Source organism: Caldicellulosiruptoraceae bacterium PP1 (assembly GCA_041320695.1).
Taxonomy (GTDB): Bacteria; Bacillota; Thermoanaerobacteria; order Caldicellulosiruptorales; family Caldicellulosiruptoraceae; genus JBGGOQ01.
In genome coordinates, this window is sequence record JBGGOQ010000002.1 from 342,827 (window position 1) to 365,069 (window position 22,243).

The following is a 22,243-nucleotide window of genomic DNA, read 5'->3' on the forward strand; positions in this document are numbered from 1 at the left end:
ATGGGGAGGTATTTCAAATGGGAATTTTGAAAAACATGAAATCAAAAAAACTTATTGCTTTGACTCTTGTATTTGCTTTTCTCTTTACAACAATTATTGCTACTGCTCAAGGTCCAAAAAAAAGAAGTGAAATTGACAATAAGTACAAATGGAACCTTGAAGACATTTATCCTACTTATGACAAATGGGAACAAGATTTTAAAACGGTTCAAACTACATATATCCCTAAGTTTAAAAACTATCAAGGAAAACTTAATAATTCAAAGGCTTTATTAGAATGCTTACAACTAAGAGATAAGATGATGAGACTCACTGAAAAGGTATATGTTTATGCAAATATGAAAGCTGATGAAAATCAAGCTGATAATAAGGTAAATGAAATGAGATCACGCTCAGAAACACTATATTCTAATGCTTTGGCATCAGTTTCTTTTATTCAACCAGAGCTTTTATCACTACCAGAAAAAACTTTAAAATCCTACTTATCAGATAAACAACTTTCAGAGTATAAGCAGTATTTAGATTCTGTTATAAAGCAAAAAGCTCATACTCTTTCAAAAGAAGGAGAAGAATTACTTGCAAATCTTTCTGATTTAGCAAGTTCACCAAAAGCAATTTATGATCAATTAAAATTAGCAGATATGACCTTCCCGAAGATTAAAGATGAAAAAGGTAATGAAATTCAGTTATCACAAGGTAGTTATGGTAGATATCTTGAAAGTAAAGACAGAGATTTTAGAAAGAGAGCTTTCGAAGGAATATATAGTTCTTTCGACAAAGTAAAAAATACATTAGCTGCTACTTTAAATGCAGAAGTTAAGAAAAACATCTATTTTGCTAAAGCACGTAAATACAATTCTGCACTTGAAGCAGCTTTAGATTCAGAATTTATACCTCGAAGCGTTTATGATAATTTAGTTAAAGCGGTAAACAATAATGTTAAATATCTTCATAAATATGTTGATTTAAGACAGAAAGTTCTTAAAGTTGATAAAGTGCATATATATGATATGTATGTACCTTTAGTTGAAAATTATGAAATGAATATTCCTTATGAAGATGCTAAAAAATTAATTTTAAAGGGGTTAAATCCATTAGGAAAAGATTATATAAATAATCTTCAAAATGCTTTTGATAGTAGATGGATTGACGTTTATGAAACTGAGAACAAATATTCAGGTGGATATCAATGGGGTTCTTATGATACTCACCCATATATTTTGATGAATTATGATGATACTGTAGATTCTATGTTAACAGTTGCTCATGAATTAGGGCATGCAATGAATGCATTTTATACAAATAAAACACAGAAATATATAAATTCAAATGTTCCAATATTTACTGCCGAGGTTGCTTCAACAACAAATGAATTTTTGATGCTGAACTACATGATAAAAAATGCTAAATCTGACGATGAAAAGCTATATTTATTAAATAGCCTAATAGAAAACATTAGAGGAACTGTATATACTCAAGTTATGTATGCAGAATTTGAAAAAACAATACATGAAAGAGTAGAAAAAGGTGAGGCTCTCTCTGCTGAAACATTAAATAATATTTGGAAAGATTTAATGGTAAAATATTATGGACAAAACTTTGAGGTTGACCCACTTGCTCCATTATGGTGGTCAAGAATCCCTCATTTTTATATGAATTTTTATGTTTATAAATATGCTACTTCTATGGCTGCAGCAAATGAAATTGTTAAAAATTTAAATAATCAAAAGAATATTGATAAATATATAGAATTCCTAAAAGCAGGAAGTTCAGATTATCCAATAAATGTTTTGAAAAAAGCAGGAGTTGATATGACATCAACAAAACCTGTTGATAATCTATTACAATACTTTGGCCAGCTTGTAGATGAGATGGAAAAAATACTATCAAAAGAAGGTAAGCTATAAAAACATAATAGTAATCTAAAAACTAATAAAAAACTTATTAGTAAACTCAAGATTAGGTGGTTATGATTCATAACCACCTAATCTACAATTTCCTTGCTGTTCTTGGTGATCATTTGTTGTAATTCATCTCCAAATTAGATGATAATTCCATGCATCATAAGAAATATTAACATAAAAACTCAAATTCATGGACCTGTTCCGATACCATCAACTTTCCAGCCTGTTTTATCAGTGTCTTTTGTTAGTATAAAAAATCTTGTGCAAATGCCATCATTATCAGTAATTATTTTATTAAAGTCAAAATATATTTGAACTGGATATTCCAGAGTTCCTGTTTCATCTGAAAAGCCTTTTAAATTTTCAATTTTAATAAGTTTTGCTTTTTTAATATTATAATCAATTTTACTTTCATTATTATATAGGTATCTATTGTCCATATTTGTTGATAAAAGCTCTACAAGACTTTTTCTTGTTGAACAAGCCCAAACCATTTTATAATCATGCCTATCTAATGCATTAATATACTCTTTAATAATATCTTCTGGTTTCAGTTTTAAAAGTTTCTTTTCTGTTTCATCATTATAATCAATATAGTTATTAATCCATTCATTCCAATCTTTATGTGTTATTTCTTGCAAGTTCTTTCTATCAAGTGAGCAAGCAAATGAGTCATGTCTACCTGCATCTATATATGCTCCAATAATTTTTTTGTTATACTTTATAACAATTCCTCTTGCATCTCTTCGCGGTTTCATAAAATCAGGTAATGGCTCTCTTAATCTATAAATTTCAACAGTTACAGTTTTACCAAGATAAGAAGAAAAATCAAGATTGATATGTCTTGATAGCTCATTATTATATGCCCAGTATATCTTTATTGGATATTCTCCAGCTTTATGTTTGAGATTTTTTGGTAAATCTATTTTCAAAGTATTTATTTTAAAATCTATTGTCCAATTATATTTTTTGAATAAATTCAACACTTGCTGTTCAATATTTGTATCAGGGTTTGGATATTCATATAGACTACTAATATATCTAAAAAAGTTATAATTAGGTTCTTTCTTATTTCCATTTTCATCTAAATATCCTATTTCATAAAGATAATCATATATAATATTTATTTCTCTTTTTTCTCCATTTCTATATTCAATAATTATTTTATAATCATATTCTGATCCCTTATTAATCTTGTTAATTTTAGATGTATCAACTAATGGCTTACTATTTTCAATCATAGACATAATATCATTTATCATCTTGCTATTTGATATATAAATAGGCTTTACACCATTCCAAAATATTGGATTTTCACCTAAAATTACCTTTATTCTTGCAATATTTACACTTTCTTGAAATTGATCATTTTGTTCACTTGAAGTTATATCATTTATTAACCAACCTAATTTTTCAAATTTTTCAACTGTAACAATTACTTTTGTTCTCCATTCCTCCTCAGGTACGCTGGTTATTTCTACAATATCTCCCTCAATTATGTACTTATTATTATTAATTTTTGTAACTTTTTTTACTTCAATTCTATCTGGCCATGGACTCGAAACATATCTACCAAAGGCTTTTTTAGGATCTTTTAACCATTTTGAAAGTAAAGAAGGCGATAAATATGGACTAAAATGCTTTGTGATTTCTTCTTTTAATTCTTTTTCAGGTATAAGCTTATTAACAAACTTCAATTTTTGCCCCAATTGTTCAACCACTTGTATTGCCTCAGCACTGCTATATTTTTCGGAACTACTTGAAACGTTAATAGATTTTTCATTATTATAAATATGAGCTTTTTCATCTATTGTATTCAAACTGCTTAATAAGATTTCAAAGCTACTTATATCCTTTGCATACTCCCTTAGGTCTTTATCAAAACCTTTTTGAATCTTTTCTCTTGTATACTGATAATTTTTTTCATTATTATCTATTTTTAAATTGAAATTGATAATATCAACATTATCTATGAGTGCAAACATTATAATAGCATTATTTTGCAAGGTATTTTCAATCTTTCTCATATCAACATCAGATGTACTAAAGTTATAATTAATATTAATTCCATATGGTGGTTTTTCTGTCTTGAGAGATATACCTTTATATAAATCAGCATATGGCAAGTTGTGAATAAGATTGGACACATTGCTGGCATTTCCAACATACTTATTCTTATATTTTAGTAGAACTTCTGCATTATATTCATTGCTTTTATTTACCTCTTTTTTATTAATTTGATTATGCTGTCCATTGGTCAACAGAATAACACCAAATATTATAATACATATAATAGCAGACAGGTTCAGCCACAAAGCTGGTTTTCTAAAACTCATTATCTTTTTTATTCTGTTTTTGATATTGCTTTCACCAAAAGCTAATATTTTACTATTAATTAGTGTATTCTGTTTTACAGCAAGTTTAATGAGTAATGTTGCATATTCACTTCTTATATCATTATTGTTTGCTTTTATAACCCTCTCATCACACGACATTTCCATATCTTTTAGAAATAATATAAAGCTAAGCCACAGTATAGGATTAAACCAGTGTATGCATAAGGAAAGTACCCATAAAGGTTTTATGATATAGTCAAATCTTTTGATGTGTATAAGTTCATGTTCAATGACATACTGTAGCTCTGATTTATTACAATTTTGTTCAAGAGACGAAGGTAATATGATGCACGGTTTTATTAAGCCACATACAACAGGGGTATATACCTTATCTGATATGTAGAATTTGACTTTTTGCTTCAACTTCAGTTTTTGACAGGACTCAGAAAATAAATGGTCATTCTTATACAAAATAGCTATTTTAAGTCTGCGACTTGTATAAAAGTATAAAAATATACTTAATAACAACAAAGCTATCATGCCTGCAAGCCATATACGAGCGGCAATAAATGTTAGTATATGCTTTGGATCTGTTGATAACTCCTGCGATGGTGTAAAATCAAAATGGTCTATATTGTTATTATTATTTAATACTTTGCTATCAATACTATTAGTTTTTTCTTGTGATATGTTCTGATAATCTGCAGTATATTGCATATTCTGATCTATTACATATTGTTGAGAGTTATGAGTAACGAGTGTTTCAAACACAGGAACGACATTAAATATACTAAATGTTGATGAAAAGGAAAAGGGAATAAGCATTCTAACAAGTACTATAAACCACAGGGCATAACTAAAAATTTTGGGTACCTTATCATCTAATATCCATCTAAAAAAGAATATCAAAACAGCAGCTACTGAAGCGGTAATGCTCATATTAAGCATTGTAGTAAATATATTTTCAAGCACTATTGTTCCTCCTTACTATACTTATCTACTATTTTTTTCAATTCTTCAACTTCATCTTTGCTCAATTTTTCTTTTTGTAAAAAGGTGGTAAAAAAGAGTTTTAATGAACCGTCATAAATTTTATTAATATGTTCTTCTGTTTCTGCACGCATAACTTGATCTTGATTTATCAATGCATAAACAACTGCATTTTCATTCTTTATGGCTCCTCGTTCACATAACCTGCGAATAACAGTATAAGTGGTTGATTTCTTCCATCCAAGTTCTTTATTTGCAATCTTAACTAGTTCTGTACTTGAAATAGGTGAATGCTCCCATATAATATTCATAAATTTATATTCTGCCTCAAATATTTTAATTTTTTCCATAAATATTACCTCCTTAGGTTTAATAAATTAAACCTATCTTAAGTTTAACACATTAAACCTATATTGTCAATAAAATATAAACAATAATGGTATCAATTTGAAAATTTTATTCTGTCTATATACTAAAGAAGTGGAGATTAGACCCATTTTTTAGCACTTACTTTATTGCACTTTAAAGGGTGCTGCACAAAACAGAAATTTGTATTAAAATTATTATATATTTTAGTTTGTTGTAATTGTCCTCGATATCTTAAAATAGCAAGTCGTTAACAAAGATAATAAAGTTCAGTAGAATATATTTTTATTAGTTTTGGGAATATATGCTAGTGTTCTTGGAAAACTTCAATATAAATGGTATATTTACGATGATACCATATATTGCTTAAAAAGAGCATTGGAGAAGGGGTATTCTAATTTAATTCTTTCAAATCATGTACCCGAGTTGGAAAACTTAGTAAGGAGTTTAGATATTGGAGATTATTTTTTAAAATATATTCATCAGCAAATATTGGATATGAAAAGCCTAATAAAAAAATATTTGAAAAAGTACTAATGGATTAAAACGATATTGAGAGTATAACCATGATTGAAGATAGTTATATTGCTGATATCCAAGGAGCAAAAAGAGCAGGAATTGATGCAATTTTGGTAAGAAAAAGTAATAATTTTAACTGTGACAAGCATTTTGCTTCACTAATAGAGTTGGTTGATTTTTTATAAATTATAAATTTTAGTTTGTATTATAATTATATAATACATTTTTAAAGAACATATTATCTACAAATAGTTTTTACATTTCATATATAATTGTTCTTTTATAGTCATATAAAAGAATAAGATTGTTATTGTTAATAAATTTAAAAAGGGTGTTTTATATGAGTCAGGTTAAATTTATAATAAGAAATTTACATGAAAATGATTGCAACTTTATTTCATCTCTTTGTGGACAACTTGGGTATCCTTCTACAGAGAGTGAGGTTATGATTAGAATTAAAGATATTATTAAGAGAGAAAGTCATCAAGTTTTTGTTGCTGAAACTATTGATAAAAAGGTAGTAGGTTGGGTTCATGTACATATATACCCATTACTCGAGTGCGATTTGATGGCAGAAATAGGTGGATTAGTTGTAGATAGAGATTATAGGAGAATGGGTATTGGAACAGAATTGATGAAACATGCAGAAGATTGGGCGAAAAGTAAAGGGTGTAGTATGGTAAATTTACGTTCTAATGTAATTAGAAAGGAAGCACATATTTTATATGAGAGTATTGGCTATGTAAAAATTAAGCAGTCATATACTTTTAGAAAAATAATATTATAGATTAGTAAATAAAAGGGGAAGATATTGTTGATTAAAATTGGTATTATAGGCTATGGAAGTATGGGTAGCATGCTACTTAATAGCTTTATTGCTTCGGGAGGAGTAAAACCTTGTGAAGTGATTGTTTCAACAAGGACAAAAGATAAACTCAAAAGTGTTAGTTCAAAATGGGATGGGATAAATATTGCTGTAGATAATATAGAGGTTGTTAAAAAGGCTAAGTGCATTTTTATATGTGTAAAACCTCAAGAGGTAGAAGATATTCTTGATGAAATAAGAAATTTTATCACCTTAGATACACATATTGTTTCAATTGCCGCTACTGTTTCAATTGAAAATATAGAAAAGATTGTTAACTGCAAAATAACAAAACTTACACCTGCTATTACATCAGAGGTGTTTGATGGGATAAGCTTGGTATGCCATAATAATAAGGTAAACCGTGAAGATGCAGCCTTTTTGAAAGGTTTGCTTAATAAAATAAGTATTGTAAATATTATCAAAGAGGAAGATTTTGATTTAGCTGCCGAGCTCACAAGCTGTGCTCCCGGATTTATTGCATGTATATTTGAGGAATTTGTAAACGCTGTTTTAAAACATACCGAAGATATGCCTAAACAAGAGATTGCCAAGATGGTACTTAGAACATTATATGCAACATCGAAAGTATTTATTGAGAAAGGTATGACTTTCAAAGAAGTAATAGATAGGGTGGCAACAAAAGGTGGAATTACAGAGGAAGGGGTAAAGGTATTAAAAGCAAAATTACCCCAAGTTTTTGATGAAATGTTTGAGCAAACGCTAAACAAACGGAAGATGAAAAAAGAAGTTATAGATAGTATCTTTATGGATTTTAAATAAAAAATTTTGTATATAAGGGGAAAGCTATACATGGATATATTAAAAATTTTTAACAATGCACAAAATAAAAAATGCTAAAAATGTTAATATATATAAATTATACTTTTGTTATCTTACCTTTAAAACCTAAATCCTTAATTCTTTCGTATACTCTTACTGCACTATATGGTGCTTCTTCAAGCATAGTATCAATTATTGTCCTGCAATCATCTAATTTTGAACTTTTCTTTTTCGTAAAGTATCTTTTGGTATTTCTTCATATGTAGCATATTTTTTGGCTGTTCTCCAGTTAATATTATATTTCCTTGCTATTTCTGATATTGATAAGCCTTTAAGATAATCATTTCTTATATCCATCCAGAGTTTCCTACTCATCTCTATTTCCCCCATATACTTTTTCTATATGGAAGATATTATTATAATTCTGTTTAAAACTCTGTACTTTTTATCTGCCCTTTTTGTGATTTTATCATTGGCTATTACAAATATTTAAAATAATTTTTAAAAATTATACGTTAAATTAGTTGATTTTAAAAAACTAAAGAAATATAATCTTAATAGAACATATAAACAATTGTTCATATGTTTATTCATAAGGAGTGATTATATGGATAAAGAAATAACTAATTTTGAGATCTGTAATTGTACTATAATACATGAAGATGTGGTAAAAAGGGTTAGAGAAAACATGGTTGATGAAAACCATGTAATAAGCCTTGCAGAATTTTTTAAAGTTTTTGGTGATGCAACAAGAATAAAGATAATAAATGCCTTATTAACATCTGAAATGTGTGTATGTGATATAGCAGCACTCCTTGGTATGAGCCAGTCTGCAATATCACACCAATTAAGAACATTAAAGCAGGCAAGGTTAATTAAATACAGAAGGGATGGTAAGGTAGTTTATTATTCCCTTGATGATGAACACATAAAAGAGATTTTCGATAAGGGTTTGATTCATGTAAAAGAATAATAAAGCCATCAAAAATCAAATAGTAAGGGGGACAGGAATTCTTTGGAGAAAATATTAATGAAGGAATTAATATTGGATGGTTTAGATTGTGCGAATTGTGGTACAAAAATAGAAGCAAAGGTAAATACCATAGAAGGTGTAAAACAGGCTTCTATAAACTTTATAGATAAAACACTTACCATTGAGATAAGTAACAAAGATAGATTAGATGAAATATTAAATGAGACTAAAAAAATTGTAAATAGATTAGAACCTGGTGTAAATATTAGGGAAAAAAACATATCAAAGTCATCAAAAAAAGTTTTGGTACTTTTGGGATTATGCTGTGCAAATTGTGCAGCGAAAATAGAGAAAGAAGTTGGAAACTTAGCTGGCGTAAAGGCAGTTTCAGTTGATTTTGTTTCAAAGAAGCTTTATGTTGAAACACACGACAAATATGATTTAGACAATATAATAAGTGAGACCAAAAAGATTGTAAAAAGGATTGAGCCTGATATTAAGGTAATTGAAGCAGAAGATAAAAAATCTCATGCTACTGATAATGGTAAAATTACCAAAAAGACTTTTACATTATCTAATTTGGATTGTGCAAACTGTGCTGCAAAGATAGAGAAGGGTATAAGTGAGATAGATGGCGTAAAGGCAGTTTCAGTTGATTTTGCAACAAAGAGGGTTGCAATTGAAATTGATGATGGAGAATGGCCAAAAATCATTGAAGAAGCTGCAAAGATAATTAAAAATATAGAGCCTGATATGAGTATCGTTGAAGATACAAAAGAAAACATCAAGACTTTAAAGGATAAAAAAGAAGTTGAAGAATTCAACAAAAGTGAACTTATATGGCTGGTAATTGCTGCAGTATTATTCGGAATTGGAGTTATATTTGATTTTTCATTCTGGGTGGAATTTTCAATTTACTTTGTAAGTTATATTTTAGTTGGTGGTGAGGTGATATTAAGAGCTACTAAAAATATTGCAAGGGGTCAGGTTTTTGATGAGAATTTTTTAATGGCTATAGCAACAATAGGTGCATTCGCAATAAAAGAATTTCCAGAAGGTGTTGCAGTAATGCTTTTCTATCAGGTGGGAGAGTTTTTCCAGGATATTGCTGTAAACCGTTCAAGAAAGTCAATATCAGCTCTAATGGATATAAGACCTGACTATGCAAACTTGCTTGTTGGGAATGATGAAAAAAGAGTTGACCCTGATGATGTGAAAATTGGAAATAGAATTATTGTAAAGCCAGGAGAAAAGATTCCTCTTGATGGAAAGGTGCTTGAAGGAAAATCTATGGTAAACACATCTGCATTAACAGGGGAATCAGTGCCAAGAGAAGTTGAAGCAGGAAGTAATGTACTTGCAGGTTTTATTAATACAAATGGTGTTTTAACAATTGAAGTTACAAAGGAATTTGGAGAATCAACAGTAGCAAAAATATTGGATTTAGTACAAAATGCAACAAGCAGAAAAGCACCAACTGAAAACTTCATAACTAAATTTGCAAGGTATTATACACCTGTTGTTGTTATCGTAGCTTTAATTCTTGCAATTTTACCACCACTTTTAATTCCTGGAGCACAGTTATCTGATTGGATTTACAGGGCACTTGTGTTCCTTGTAATATCATGTCCATGTGCATTAGTTGTATCAATACCTCTTGGCTTCTTTGGAGGAATTGGTGGTGCGTCAAAGAACGGAATACTTGTAAAAGGAAGTAACTATTTGGAAGCCCTAAATAGTGTTGATACAGTTGTATTTGATAAGACAGGAACACTTACAAAGGGTGTATTTAAAGTTACAAAGGTAAGTCCTAAAGAGGGAGTAACTCCAGATGAATTATTAAAGTATGCGGCATATGCAGAAAGTTATTCAAATCATCCTATTGCAACATCCATTTTAAATGAATATAACAAGGAAATTAATAAAGATGATATTACTGATTATGAAGAAATATCAGGCTATGGTATAAGGGTTAAAGCTAATGGTAAAGAGATTCTTGCAGGTAATATTAAACTTATGAATAAAGAAAACATTGGATATGATAAAGTTGACGAAGTAGGAACAATAGTTCATGTTGCTTTAGATAAAAAATATGCAGGGTATATAGTAATATCCGATGAAATAAAAGAGGATTCAAAGGATGCAATTTCAGGTCTTAAGGCAATAGGGATTAAAAAGACTGTTATGCTGACTGGAGATAGTAAACAGGTAGGAGAAAAGGTGGCACAAGAATTAGGATTAGATGAAGTCCATACAGAACTTCTACCAGATCAGAAGGTTGAAAAAGTAGAGCTACTTGATAAGCAAAAATCACCTAAAGGAAAATTAATATTTGTAGGTGATGGTATAAATGATGCCCCTGTACTTGCAAGGGCAGACATTGGTATTGCAATGGGCGGGCTTGGTTCTGATGCTGCAATTGAAGCTGCTGATGTAGTTATCATGACTGATGAGCCTTCAAAGATTGTAAGCGCTATAAAGATTGCTAAAAGAACAAGAAGCATTGTATGGCAGAATATTGGATTTGCTTTAGGGGTTAAAATTATTGTACTTCTGTTAGGAGCAGGTGGCATTGCTACAATGTGGGAAGCTGTATTTGCAGATGTGGGAGTAGCATTAATTGCAGTTTTAAATGCCATGAGGGTTATGAAGATTGAAAATATTTAAGGAAGGTGCAGCCTTTTGGGGCTGCATTTTTTAAAGGCATGAACATTTACATTACCACTTATAATCCAGAATCAGGTGTTAAGTTTAATAAGCAGCAGGTAAAAGTACCCATATGGTTTAAGAAGGATGCAAGCCCTAAATATGCCTACTAATGCATTTTATATCATCTATAGTTTTTCATTACTTTTTTGCATGTCTAGCACCTAGTGCAATATTTTCTCCAGAAGATATAAATTTCAATCCAAATACTTTCCATCATCTTAAATGGTAAACCATAGATAAGGGATGGGTGAGAAGATTATTACATTAAATATCAGTTGTATGATACAATTGTTATAAAAAGATGCGCATAATGCAATGAAAAAAGATAAAAAGCATTTTGGAGGTTATTTACTTTGTGAAGTAAGTTAGGGATGAATTAGGTTAGCAAGTCAGAAAAAGTACAAAAAATTAGAAATGTAGGTGAATATAGCATGGGTATAATTGAGATTTTTTATAGTGCACGAAATGAAGAAAATGCTGAAAAAATGTCAGCATATATGAAAAATAAATTTTCTTTTTTAGGAATACCAAAGCCGTTAAGGGCTACACTTTCAAAGGATTTTTTAATACAAAAGAAAATGGAAAAAGAAATCGACTGGGAGTTTATTTTTAATTGTTATAATATGCCAGAAAGAGAATTTCATTATTTAGCTTTAGATTACTTAAATTCTGTTAAAGAGTTATTGCAACCTGATGATATGTATAAAATTGAAAAACTTATTATTACAAACTCATGGTGGGATAGCGTAGATTATCTTGATACAATTGTAGGATATCTTTGTCTTAAATATCCTGAATTAAAAGATAGTTTTATTATTAGATGGATAGATAGTGAAAATATTTGGCTTAAGAGAATATCAATTAATTTTCAACTGCAATATAAGGAGAAAACTGATACAACCATTTTAAGCCAGGCAATACTTAAGAACTGCGATACGAAAGAATTTTTTATAAATAAAGCAATTGGTTGGGCTTTGCGGCAATATTCAAAAACTAACAAGGAATGGGTTAAGCAGTTTCTTACTAACAATAAATTACATCCATTAAGCGTAAAAGAAGCGAGTAAATATCTTTAGTTAAAAATTAAAAACAATAATCACTTATTTATACAAATATTAATGAATGATGATTTGGAGGGATTAAAAAATTAATGAGTACATTTTTTAATCAATTAAAAATCAAAGCAAAAAGTCTAAAAAATGAAATAAAAGCTTTATATATAGCTTGTAAAAGACCTGATGTGCCTTGGTATGCAAAAGCATTTTCGTTGTTAGTGGTAGGTTTTGCATTAAGTCCAATAGATTTTATTCCTGATTTTGTACCAATATTAGGATATTTGGATGACCTTGTTTTAATTCCATTAGGTGTTGCATTAGCTATAAAAATGATACCTCCACATATTATGCAAGAATGTAGATTACAGGCACAAGACGTTTTTAAGGATGGCAAACCTAAAAATTGGGTAGCTGGAGCAATAATTATAATTATATGGATGGCAATAATTGGTTTAATAGCAATCAAGATATTTTCAGTAAAATGAATTTCATATAATTGATATATATGAACTAGATATTGAATAGTGCATTTATTTTTTGCATGTTGAAACAAATTTCATAAGGCCTCAGATAGATACTTTGAAATAAAGAAAGGAAGTTAAATCAATAAAATTATTAATCTAAAAGTGAATAGAGAAAGGAGTTTTGAAAAATGAAAAAGTATTTATCTGCATTAGTCATTATGTATATGTGTCTATTTACCATAATAGCCTATGGCTCATCACAGTTTTCTATTGATAAAAATGGATATTTGATAAAGACCACAGGTAAAAGCTATATTAGAAGCAAAATAAAATTCGAGAAATTTATTGATAAAAATCCTAAATATCTTTTAGCAGCAGGTAAGGATAAGTCATTATACATTGTTTCTAAAGATATTTTAAAAGAAAGAAAAATAGCTTCGCCTAATAAGAATGATATATATTATCTTTCGACTGGAAAAAATAATGCTATTGATTGGTTGTATTTAACATACTATAATGGCCTTTATTATTTTATTGATAACGGATATATCAAATTTACAAATGGAACAAAAGAAACAATTATTGGAGATAAAAATCTTAAAATTTCCTATAAATCTATGTCTTTTACTTTTCAAAATAAAATCATATATTTTAAATCTAAAAATGGTAATAATGATTTTTCCTTTCAAGAACATAAACTGTACCAACTTGATTTAAAAACAAATAAAGAAAAAATAATTACTTATGGGAATAAAGATGTCCATATAAAGATATTATTCTTATCACCTAACACTCAGTTTTATATAAGATATGATGACAAAAAGAAAATAAGTGAATATCATTTGAGAAAAGATGATTTTGACAGTATATTATTTACAAATAATGATGTTATAGATAATTATTGGCCGGATTTGACTTCTGTTGATAATCAACAATATGTATCTCAGTTACTTCTAAAAAGAGGTAATCTATTTTTCTATATGCCAATAAATAAAACATATATATTTATTCCTGATTCAACATTCATAAAACTCTTTGATAAAAGCTTTATAGATATTTATCTTATTAATAATAAGTTGTATGTTGCTAAAACAATTTTTGAAAACAACATTCCATATCATATACCAGCAGGTTCAGAAATTGGCTATTATGACCTTGCAACAGGAGAATACAAAAGAGTTTTGAATAAATATGGAGATAATGTACATTATCCAAGTGGTAATATATATTGTATTGATAGTGTTGATAATGAGGGAAATATAGTATTTACTGAGATGTGGGATGAAGGTATGAGTCATTATGGATATAAAAAATACAAATATATTGCCAATAAAAAAACTATTACTGTTTTATCTTTTCAGCCTGGAAGAGAGGAAATGTATTCAAAAGATGATATACAAAAAGTGTTAAAGGAGGTTTATAATCAAGACTATTTATTATGGTCAAGTAAAATTGCTGATATTATAGAAAGAGAGTCAAAGCTTGAAAGCATTTATATTATTGATAATAAGATATATATAGCTAAAAAAGATAATACATTGCAAACTATCATTGGATATTATGATATGAGTGACAATAATAATTTTAACCTGGTTCTAAAAAAGCAAGAAGGAAATTTTAACAACAATGGACAAATATATATTGAAAAAGTAGATGAAAATGGCAATATATACTTTAAAGATAATCAGTATGATTCAAACTATATCTTATCTTCTTATATAAAATATATTTATATTCAAGATAAGAATATTTTACAAATTGTAGATATTTGGACTAAAGACAATAATGTTGAATTAATTAAAAAATATAAAGGAAAAACAATAAAAGCAGATGAATTTATTGATATTTCTGAAATGCTAAAAGAATAAAAGGAAGAAAATACGGAGGGCTAAATGAATGTTCAGAGAAATGAGAAGACAGGATAGAAAAATGAACAAAGATGAAGCAATCGAGTTACTCAAAAAATGCCAATATGGGATTTTATCAACGGTAGGAGAGGATGGCTATGCTTATGGTGTGCCATTAAATTATGTATATATGGACAATAATATATATTTTCATTGTGCATCAGAAGGCCATAAATTAGATAATATAAGAAATAATGATAAGGTTTCATTTTGCGTTGTAGGGAAAGTAGAGAATGTTCCAGAAAGATTTACAACTAAGTATGAAAGTGTAATAGCCTTTGGAAAAGCTTGTGAAGTTAATGGTGACAAAAAATACTCTGCATTTATAGCATTATTAAAGAAATATTCAGAACAATATATAGAAAAGGGGAAAAAGTACATAAAAAATACCGATGATAAAGTAAAAATCATAAAAATATCTATTGAAGCTATTACTGGTAAGGCAAATAAATAGTTAAAGTAAGTAATATATTTAGGGTAGTATTTTTGGATTACTACCCTAAATTGATTTAAAAGGATAACATAATTTATTTTTAGATTATAAAGATATTATAGTATTGTTTTAATATTCAAAACAGATTATTATCACTTATTCTTTATGGTATAATTATAAAAAACTCATAATATACCAAGGGAGTTAATTTCAATAATGCAGCTATTTTCGGTTTTACCAAGTAATCTATTCTCAATTTTATCATCAAAAAATAAAGATATATACGTAGATGCACTATTTACACTACGAAAAGCTTTTAAACAAGAGATGACAATTAATAAATCAGACCTTGTTTCAATGATTATATCAGAGCTTGACCAAAAGCTTTTAGAGATTGAGCTTGATGAAGAAGAAGCAATTGAAAATAGTATGGAAAATGATAAAAACCCTTCAAGTATAGCTCACTTCTTAATAAGAAGGCTTAAAGAAACTGGTTGGATAGATTTAGAATACAAAGAAGATACATTTGATGAGATAGTTACACTACCTGATTATTCAATTAAAATTATAAATCTACTATATTCTTTTGTGGATATTCAAACAAAAGAGTATAACTCCTATGTATATTCAACCTATTCACTACTTAATACTGCTAATCAAGAGCAGGATAACTTTTATGATTTTTTTAAAACAGCATATGAAAATACTATTAATCTATTGGACGAGCTAAAAACATTACATAACAACATAAGACGCTTTCATCAAGAATTAAACAATTATATCTCTATAAATGAAATTTTAAAAAGCCATTTTGATGATTATAAAAATTTGGTGTTTGATAGGGTATACCATCCACTAAAAACATTTGATTCAATACCTAAATATAGAATACCAATATTGAAGATTCTAAAAAGCTGGCTTGATGACAATAATATAAAGGAAAAGATTGCATATCAAGCAATTCAAAGAGGAAAATACAAATCACAAGATGAAGCTATGGAGGATATTATTTCAAAGCTAAATGAAATTATAGATATCTATGAAGGTATTAATGATATATTAGAACAGATTGATCAAAGAAATTCAAGTTATACAAGGGCTTCAATTGAAAAGATGAGATATATGTTAAATATTGATAGAAGTATAAAAGGAAAGATTGTAAAAATGCTATCAAAACTCTCTGAATTAGATGAAGACAATAAGGATAAGCATATTGAGATGATGTCATCAACAGTTGATTTATTTAAACAAGGGTTTTTAGATGAAAACTCACTTTTTATAAGAGCAGCAAAAGCAAAGAAAAAAGACCAAAAACCTATGGAGATAAAAGAAATTGATATTGAAGACAATTTACTGCTTGAAGAATTTATAGATAGGGCAAAAAGTCTTTATTCACATGCTAAAGTTATGGAATTTGTAAAATCCATTATGAGAGAACTTGAAGTTATCACAACCAAAGATATAATAATAGAAAATGACCAACAGTTTATTTTACTAATATTTGCTATACTAAAAAGCAGTGATAAAAATGTTTTTTATTCAATAGAAGTTACTAATGATTATTTAATTAATAATGGATATAAAGTGCCATTTGTTATATTTAAAAGAAAGGGTTTAAAAAATGCTTGATATAGGTTTTGATAAGTTTACTAATTCAGAAAGAGAAGAGTTTACAAGGCTTATAAACTTCCTTTTATCAAAAACATTTATTGTTAGAGATATATATGATATAAAAGAAGAAAGATTGAAGGTTAATCCAGAATACCGGTTTGTGGAGCGTAACTTTGAATATTTTTGTAGATATTTAGCAGTAGTAGGCTTTGATTTACAAAAAGATAATAATTATGGTGTTATATCTCTTTACAATAGATATGACTATAACAGGATAAAACTTGATAGAAATACCACATTGATTATTTATGTATTAAGATTAATATTTGAAGAAGAAAGAGAAAAGGTAACACTTAGAAATGAGGTTTTAACAACAGTAGGGCAAGTTATTCATAAACTTATAACTTTAGGAGCGATAAAGAAAAAGATGTCAGACAAAGATATTTCTGATTCATTTAGACTACTTTCAAATCACAATATAATCCAAAAATTGGATAGGACATGGGAGGACCCAGAGGCAAAGATTTTAATATTACCTTCTATTTTATTTGTTGTTACAAATGAAAAGATATCTAAGCTATATGATATTCTAAATATTGATGATGATGAAATTGAGGAAGAAAATAGTGATATTCTCATTAGAGGAGAAGATGAGATATGAAGATTTTAAAAAAAGCACTTTTAATAAACTGGCATTATTACTGGAATGAGCTTATAGAATTTGATACAATAAATTTTTTAACTGGGAAAAATGCCTCAGGGAAATCTACTTTAATTGATGCACTTCAACTACTATTATTAGGAGATACCAGTGGCTATTTTTTCAACAAGGCTGCAAATGACAAATCTCAAAGAACACTCAAAGGCTATTTAAAAGGTGAGATTGGTGATGATGGAGATATAGGCTATAAATATTTAAGAGAAGGAAGATTTACAAGTTACATAGCTTGTGAATTCTTTGATTATACCAAAAAATCAAGCTTTACTCTTGGTGTTGTTTTTGATTGTTTTGACGATGAAACATATGACCATAAATTTTTTATTTTAGATGATATTATTCCTGATAATAGATTTATTATAAATAAAATCCCAATGTCTATAAAAGATTTGCGAACTTATCTTTCCAAAACATATAAAAAACATAAATTTAACTTTTTTGATAGCAATCGCTCTTACCAAGAAGCCTTAAAAGGCAAGCTTGGCGGGCTTAAAAATAAATACTTTAGTCTTTTTAAAAAGGCTGTTTCATTTACCCCAATTACAGATATTGAAAAATTTATTACAGAATATGTATGCGATGTAAAAAGCAATATCAATATTGAGCCTATGCAAGAAAATATAAGGTATTATAAACGGTTAGAACTTGATGCAGATATGATTGAAAAAAAGATTGAGCTTTTAGAAGATATTAGTAATATTTACTCACAATTTTTAGAAGATAAAGAAAGGTATGATTTATATAGCTATATTATTGAAAGAGCAAAAAAAGAGGCACTTGTTGTTAAATTAAGACAATATAATGAAGATATTAAGACTATGCAGGACAATATTGATAGACTAAAAGCTGAACAAGAGCTTCTTCAAAATGAGATAAAAAAACTAAAACAAGAAGAGGAAAGTTTAATTATTACAAAAAATTCATCAGATATAGGTAAAAGATTTAATGAAATCCAAAAGGAAAAAGAAGATATAGAAAGTAAAATAAATGACCTTAATAAAAGTTTAAGCAAAACAATAAATAATATTAAAGATTATGCTTTAAAATGGCAAGATAAAGCTGTAAAAATACAAAAAAGCTTTCATAAAGATATAAAGGATTTTTTAAATAAATACTATATTGCTAATATTACGGATAATATAGTTGAAAGCTCAAATATTGTTATTTCTATATCAAATGATTTATTAAAATCTAATATTGAAAAATTGAAATTGCTTGGAATTGATTATTTTGAAAGTGTTAGAGAAAGTATAAGTAGCTTTAAGGAACTTTCAAATAAGCTTTATTACGAGATTTCTAATCTAATAGAACAAAATAGAAAAAGTCTTGAGATTATTAATGAGGAGATTGAAAATCTAAAAAAAGGAATAAAGCCTTATGATAAAAAGCTTTTGGATTTAAAGAATGAAATAAAGCAAAGATTATCCCAAAAATACATGAAAGATATAGAAGTTCATATCTTGGCAGATTTACTTGAAATTAAAGATGAAAAATGGAAAAATGCAATTGAGGCTTATCTTCATACACAGAAGTTTTATCTTATTGTTGAACCAGAGTATTTTTTAGATGCTCTTAAGATTTATGACCATTTAAAAAATCAAAAAGGCTATTATGATATTGGTTTGGTTGATACTGGTAAAATCTTAGAAAAAAAGCCTAAATTTGAACCAAACAGTTTAGCACAAGAAGTTGTAACAGACAACATATATGCAAGATACTATATAAATTATATTTTAGGTAGAGTGATAAAATGTGATAAGGTTGAGGATTTAAGAAAGTTTGAAATAGCTATTACAGATAGCTGTATGTTATACCAAAACTATGTAGCAAGGCAGTTAAATCCTGAAAGATGGAAAAGTCCATATATAGGCAAGAAATCCATTGAAGAACAAATAAATAGAAAGACAATAGAAAAACAAGAGTTAACAGTTAACAAAAGAAATTTTGAATATATTTTTGATATAGTAAAAAATATATGGAACTTTGATGTTATTAATAAAAATGAGATTGAAGATATTGTAACCAATTTATCTAATTATGATTTGATTATTAATTTAAAAGCTAAACTTAAAGACTTAGATGGTGAGCTAAATACGCTTGATCTTTCTTGGCTTATACAGTTAGATGAAAAGATAAAAGAGATAAAAAAATTTATACAGGAAAAAGAAAAATCTGAAAGAGAAAAAAGTAATAAAATAGTTGAGCTTAATACAACAATTAATGCTATTAGGCAAAAAGACATACCAGAGTTAGAAGGCAAAATTATGGAACATTCTCAAGCAATTTTAGAAAGATATACAAAAGAGTTTATTCAAGATAAAGGTGAACCAAGATTTTTAAAAGAACTTAATGAAAAACTAAATCCATCTGATGTTGAAAGAAGCTATTCAACACAATTAGGAAAATCAAGAAATCAAAAGGAAAATAGATGGAATCAACTTGTAAGTAGAAGAGCTGAATATAATAGAGACTATAAAATGTCTTATGATATTAATAATATTAAAAATGATCAGTATGAAAAGGAACTAAAAGAGCTCAAAGAGATAAAACTTCCCGAATACAAAGAAAAGATAAATGATGCAAGAATTAAGGCTTTTGAACAATTTAGAGATGATTTTCTTGCAAAACTTAAATCAAGTATTGAAACTGTTTATGAACAGATAGATGAGCTAAATTTAGCCCTAAAAGAAAGTAATTTTGGTGATGATAGGTATAGATTTGTTGTTAGTCCTAAATCAGAATACAAAAAATACTATGAAATGATTACAGATCCATTATTACTTGATGGATACAACAATATTTCTGCAGAAGTATTTAGACAAAAACACAAGGAAGCAATTGATGAACTTTTTATGCTAATTACTTTAGATGATGCTGAGAGCAGTGCTGATAAAAGGGCTGAGATAGAGAAAAATATCAAAAGATATACCGACTACAGAACCTATCTTAACTTTGATTTAGAGGTTATTGATGCAGAAGATAGAAAGCAAAGGCTTTCGAAAACTCTACACAAAAAATCAGGTGGTGAAACACAAACACCTTTTTATATATCTGTTTTAGCTTCCTTTGCACAGCTTTATAGGGTAAAGGATAGAAATGCTTCAAACACATCAAGACTTATAATATTTGATGAGGCGTTTAATAAAATGGACAGCGAAAGGATTAGAGAAAGTATAAAGCTTTTAAGAAAGTTTAAACTACAGGCAATAATCTCAGCTCCACCAGAAAAAATTGCTGATATAGCTACATTAGTTGATAGAAACCTATGTGTTATAAGAAATGCTAACGCAACAATTGTAAGAGCTTTTGATGCAAGAAAATTAGATGAGGATGAGATAGATGGATTACAAGAATCTGTTATTAAATAGGCTACTTGATAAGTATGAAAAAAGTAAATCTTACATTGATGGTGTTAGCAACAGAAGAATACTTATTAATATGCTATCTAAAGATTTTTTGGAGTATGATATTGAAAAACCAGAAATTAAAGAACTTATTAATTCTATAATATTTGAACTGAAGGATATAGGATGTATAGACTTTGAATGGAAAAGGTTTGAGAAAGGGAATATTATCGAAAAAGTATGGCTAAATTTAGAGAACATCAAGTTAGCTTATGAAATAACTAAAAGACAGCCTAAAAGGGATAAAATTGAAAATATTTTGGAACTTCTTGAAGGTTTTTTAAATGAAGTACAAGAAGAAAAAGTACCAGAATTTATAAAAAACTATATAAGTGAAACCTATAATTATATAAAAACAAAAAAGAAAACAGGCGTATTTATTCCTGAGGATATTAACCAAATTCAAGCATTACTTAAGGCATTAAAAGAGATTTGCAATAATAAAGAACAAGAAAATTTAGAGAGAGTTTTTAGCATAAAACTTTATGGTGATTCTAAATATTTTGAGAGGAATATTAAAAAAAGGCTTATTGATATTATAAAGAAATATGCACTTGATGAATTTGTTGATGAAATAGATAAACCCTCTGATGATGAGATTTTATCTATAGTTGGTATAGTTAAAAATCCAGAAGAAATAAGCTTTTGTGGGAATATTGGGCTTAAAATAAGAGATACTTTAGTTGATTTTTCTGTTTTTAAAGATGGTATTTCAATAAACTCTAAAACAGTTAAAGATATAAATGGTATTGAGTTTTATGGCATTAATAAAGTCCTTTTTATAGAGAATAAGACAAATTATTATAATTATATCCTAAAAAATAAAAAAGATGATGAAATAATTATCTATCATGGAGGCTTTTATAGCCCAACAAAAGAGACTTTTTTCACGAAACTCTATAACTACTCTAAAGATAAAAATATTGAGTATTTACATTGGTCTGATATAGATATAGGTGGTTTTAGAATATTTGTTAGACTTAAGAAAAATATAATTCCTTCTCTTAAGCCATATATGATGGATGAAAAGACATTTATTGAAAATAAAAAGTATTGGATGACATTTGATAAAAGATATGAAGAGAGCTTAATGAAACTACTTAAAAATCCTGATTATGAATTATTTTATGGATTGATAAATTTAATGCTACAAAATAAAGCTCGTTTAGAACAGGAAGCATATTTGGTGAGTTGGTAATTATTAAT

The 22,243-nt window shown here is 28.0% G+C and carries 17 protein-coding genes; 14 read left to right on the top strand and 3 right to left on the bottom strand.

The window, feature by feature from the left end:
• Window positions 1-17: 17 nt before the first annotated feature.
• Window positions 18-1,907, top strand: a complete 1,890-nt coding sequence (gene pepF / locus ACAG39_05185) for an oligoendopeptidase F (protein MEZ0536630.1) — start codon at window positions 18-20, stop codon at window positions 1,905-1,907.
• 185 nt (window positions 1,908-2,092) lie between these two features.
• Here pepF and ACAG39_05190 read toward each other — a convergent pair whose 3' ends face one another.
• Together ACAG39_05190 and ACAG39_05195 are read right to left on the bottom strand one after the other, a co-directional pair.
• Window positions 2,093-5,212 (bottom strand): M56 family metallopeptidase, encoded by a 3,120-nt coding sequence (locus tag ACAG39_05190; protein MEZ0536631.1) that lies wholly within the window; start codon window positions 5,210-5,212, stop codon window positions 2,093-2,095.
• Window positions 5,212-5,580, bottom strand: a complete 369-nt coding sequence (locus ACAG39_05195; protein ID MEZ0536632.1) for a BlaI/MecI/CopY family transcriptional regulator — start codon at window positions 5,578-5,580, stop codon at window positions 5,212-5,214. Before ACAG39_05195 ends, ACAG39_05190 begins: the two co-directional genes overlap by 1 nt.
• A 582-nt stretch (window positions 5,581-6,162) precedes the next feature.
• Here ACAG39_05195 and ACAG39_05200 point away from each other — a divergent pair.
• From ACAG39_05200 to ACAG39_05210, 3 genes are all read left to right on the top strand, one after another.
• Window positions 6,163-6,300 carry an HAD hydrolase-like protein gene (locus tag ACAG39_05200; GenBank protein ID MEZ0536633.1) on the top strand — a complete coding sequence of 46 codons (138 nt, stop codon included), beginning with the start codon at window positions 6,163-6,165 and terminating at the stop codon, window positions 6,298-6,300.
• A 155-nt stretch (window positions 6,301-6,455) separates the two neighbouring features.
• On the top strand, window positions 6,456-6,902 hold the full coding sequence (locus tag ACAG39_05205) for a GNAT family N-acetyltransferase (protein ID MEZ0536634.1): 447 nt from the start codon (window positions 6,456-6,458) through the stop codon (window positions 6,900-6,902).
• 27 nt (window positions 6,903-6,929) lie between these two features.
• Window positions 6,930-7,763 (top strand): NAD(P)-binding domain-containing protein, encoded by an 834-nt coding sequence (locus tag ACAG39_05210; protein ID MEZ0536635.1) that lies wholly within the window; start codon window positions 6,930-6,932, stop codon window positions 7,761-7,763.
• A gap of 210 nt (window positions 7,764-7,973) precedes the next feature.
• Here ACAG39_05210 and ACAG39_05215 read toward each other — a convergent pair whose 3' ends face one another.
• Entirely contained in the window at window positions 7,974-8,138 is a 165-nt protein-coding gene (locus tag ACAG39_05215; GenBank protein MEZ0536636.1) for a hypothetical protein, read from the bottom strand.
• Between the two features lie 232 nt (window positions 8,139-8,370).
• On the opposite strand from ACAG39_05215, the gene ACAG39_05220 reads away from it, so the two are divergent.
• The 10 genes from ACAG39_05220 (at window position 8,371) to ACAG39_05265 (ending at window position 22,235) form a co-directional block, all read left to right on the top strand.
• Window positions 8,371-8,736: an ArsR/SmtB family transcription factor gene (locus ACAG39_05220; GenBank protein ID MEZ0536637.1), complete on the top strand. Its 366-nt coding sequence runs from the start codon at window positions 8,371-8,373 to the stop codon at window positions 8,734-8,736.
• A gap of 51 nt (window positions 8,737-8,787) precedes the next feature.
• Entirely contained in the window at window positions 8,788-11,403 is a 2,616-nt protein-coding gene (locus ACAG39_05225; GenBank protein ID MEZ0536638.1) for a heavy metal translocating P-type ATPase, read from the top strand.
• A 473-nt stretch (window positions 11,404-11,876) separates the two neighbouring features.
• Entirely contained in the window at window positions 11,877-12,521 is a 645-nt protein-coding gene (locus ACAG39_05230; protein MEZ0536639.1) for a DNA alkylation repair protein, read from the top strand.
• A 74-nt stretch (window positions 12,522-12,595) separates the two neighbouring features.
• Complete coding sequence (locus tag ACAG39_05235) at window positions 12,596-12,985, top strand: YkvA family protein (protein MEZ0536640.1); 390 nt, start codon at window positions 12,596-12,598, stop codon at window positions 12,983-12,985.
• Window positions 12,986-13,152: 167 nt separating this feature from the next.
• Window positions 13,153-14,832, top strand: coding sequence for a hypothetical protein (locus tag ACAG39_05240; protein ID MEZ0536641.1), 1,680 nt, complete (start codon window positions 13,153-13,155; stop codon window positions 14,830-14,832).
• 28 nt (window positions 14,833-14,860) lie between these two features.
• A complete protein-coding gene (locus ACAG39_05245; protein ID MEZ0536642.1) occupies window positions 14,861-15,325 on the top strand; it encodes a pyridoxamine 5'-phosphate oxidase family protein in 465 nt (154 codons plus the stop codon).
• A 195-nt stretch (window positions 15,326-15,520) separates the two neighbouring features.
• Window positions 15,521-16,933, top strand: a complete 1,413-nt coding sequence (locus ACAG39_05250; GenBank protein MEZ0536643.1) for a Wadjet anti-phage system protein JetA family protein — start codon at window positions 15,521-15,523, stop codon at window positions 16,931-16,933.
• Window positions 16,926-17,576: a DUF4194 domain-containing protein gene (locus ACAG39_05255; protein MEZ0536644.1), complete on the top strand. Its 651-nt coding sequence runs from the start codon at window positions 16,926-16,928 to the stop codon at window positions 17,574-17,576. The genes ACAG39_05250 and ACAG39_05255 overlap by 8 nt, the downstream gene beginning before the upstream one ends.
• A complete protein-coding gene (locus tag ACAG39_05260) occupies window positions 17,573-21,001 on the top strand; it encodes an ATP-binding protein (protein MEZ0536645.1) in 3,429 nt (1,142 codons plus the stop codon). Before ACAG39_05255 ends, ACAG39_05260 begins: the two co-directional genes overlap by 4 nt.
• Window positions 20,973-22,235 carry a Wadjet anti-phage system protein JetD domain-containing protein gene (locus ACAG39_05265; GenBank protein MEZ0536646.1) on the top strand — a complete coding sequence of 421 codons (1,263 nt, stop codon included), beginning with the start codon at window positions 20,973-20,975 and terminating at the stop codon, window positions 22,233-22,235. Before ACAG39_05260 ends, ACAG39_05265 begins: the two co-directional genes overlap by 29 nt.
• Window positions 22,236-22,243: the final 8 nt, after the last annotated feature.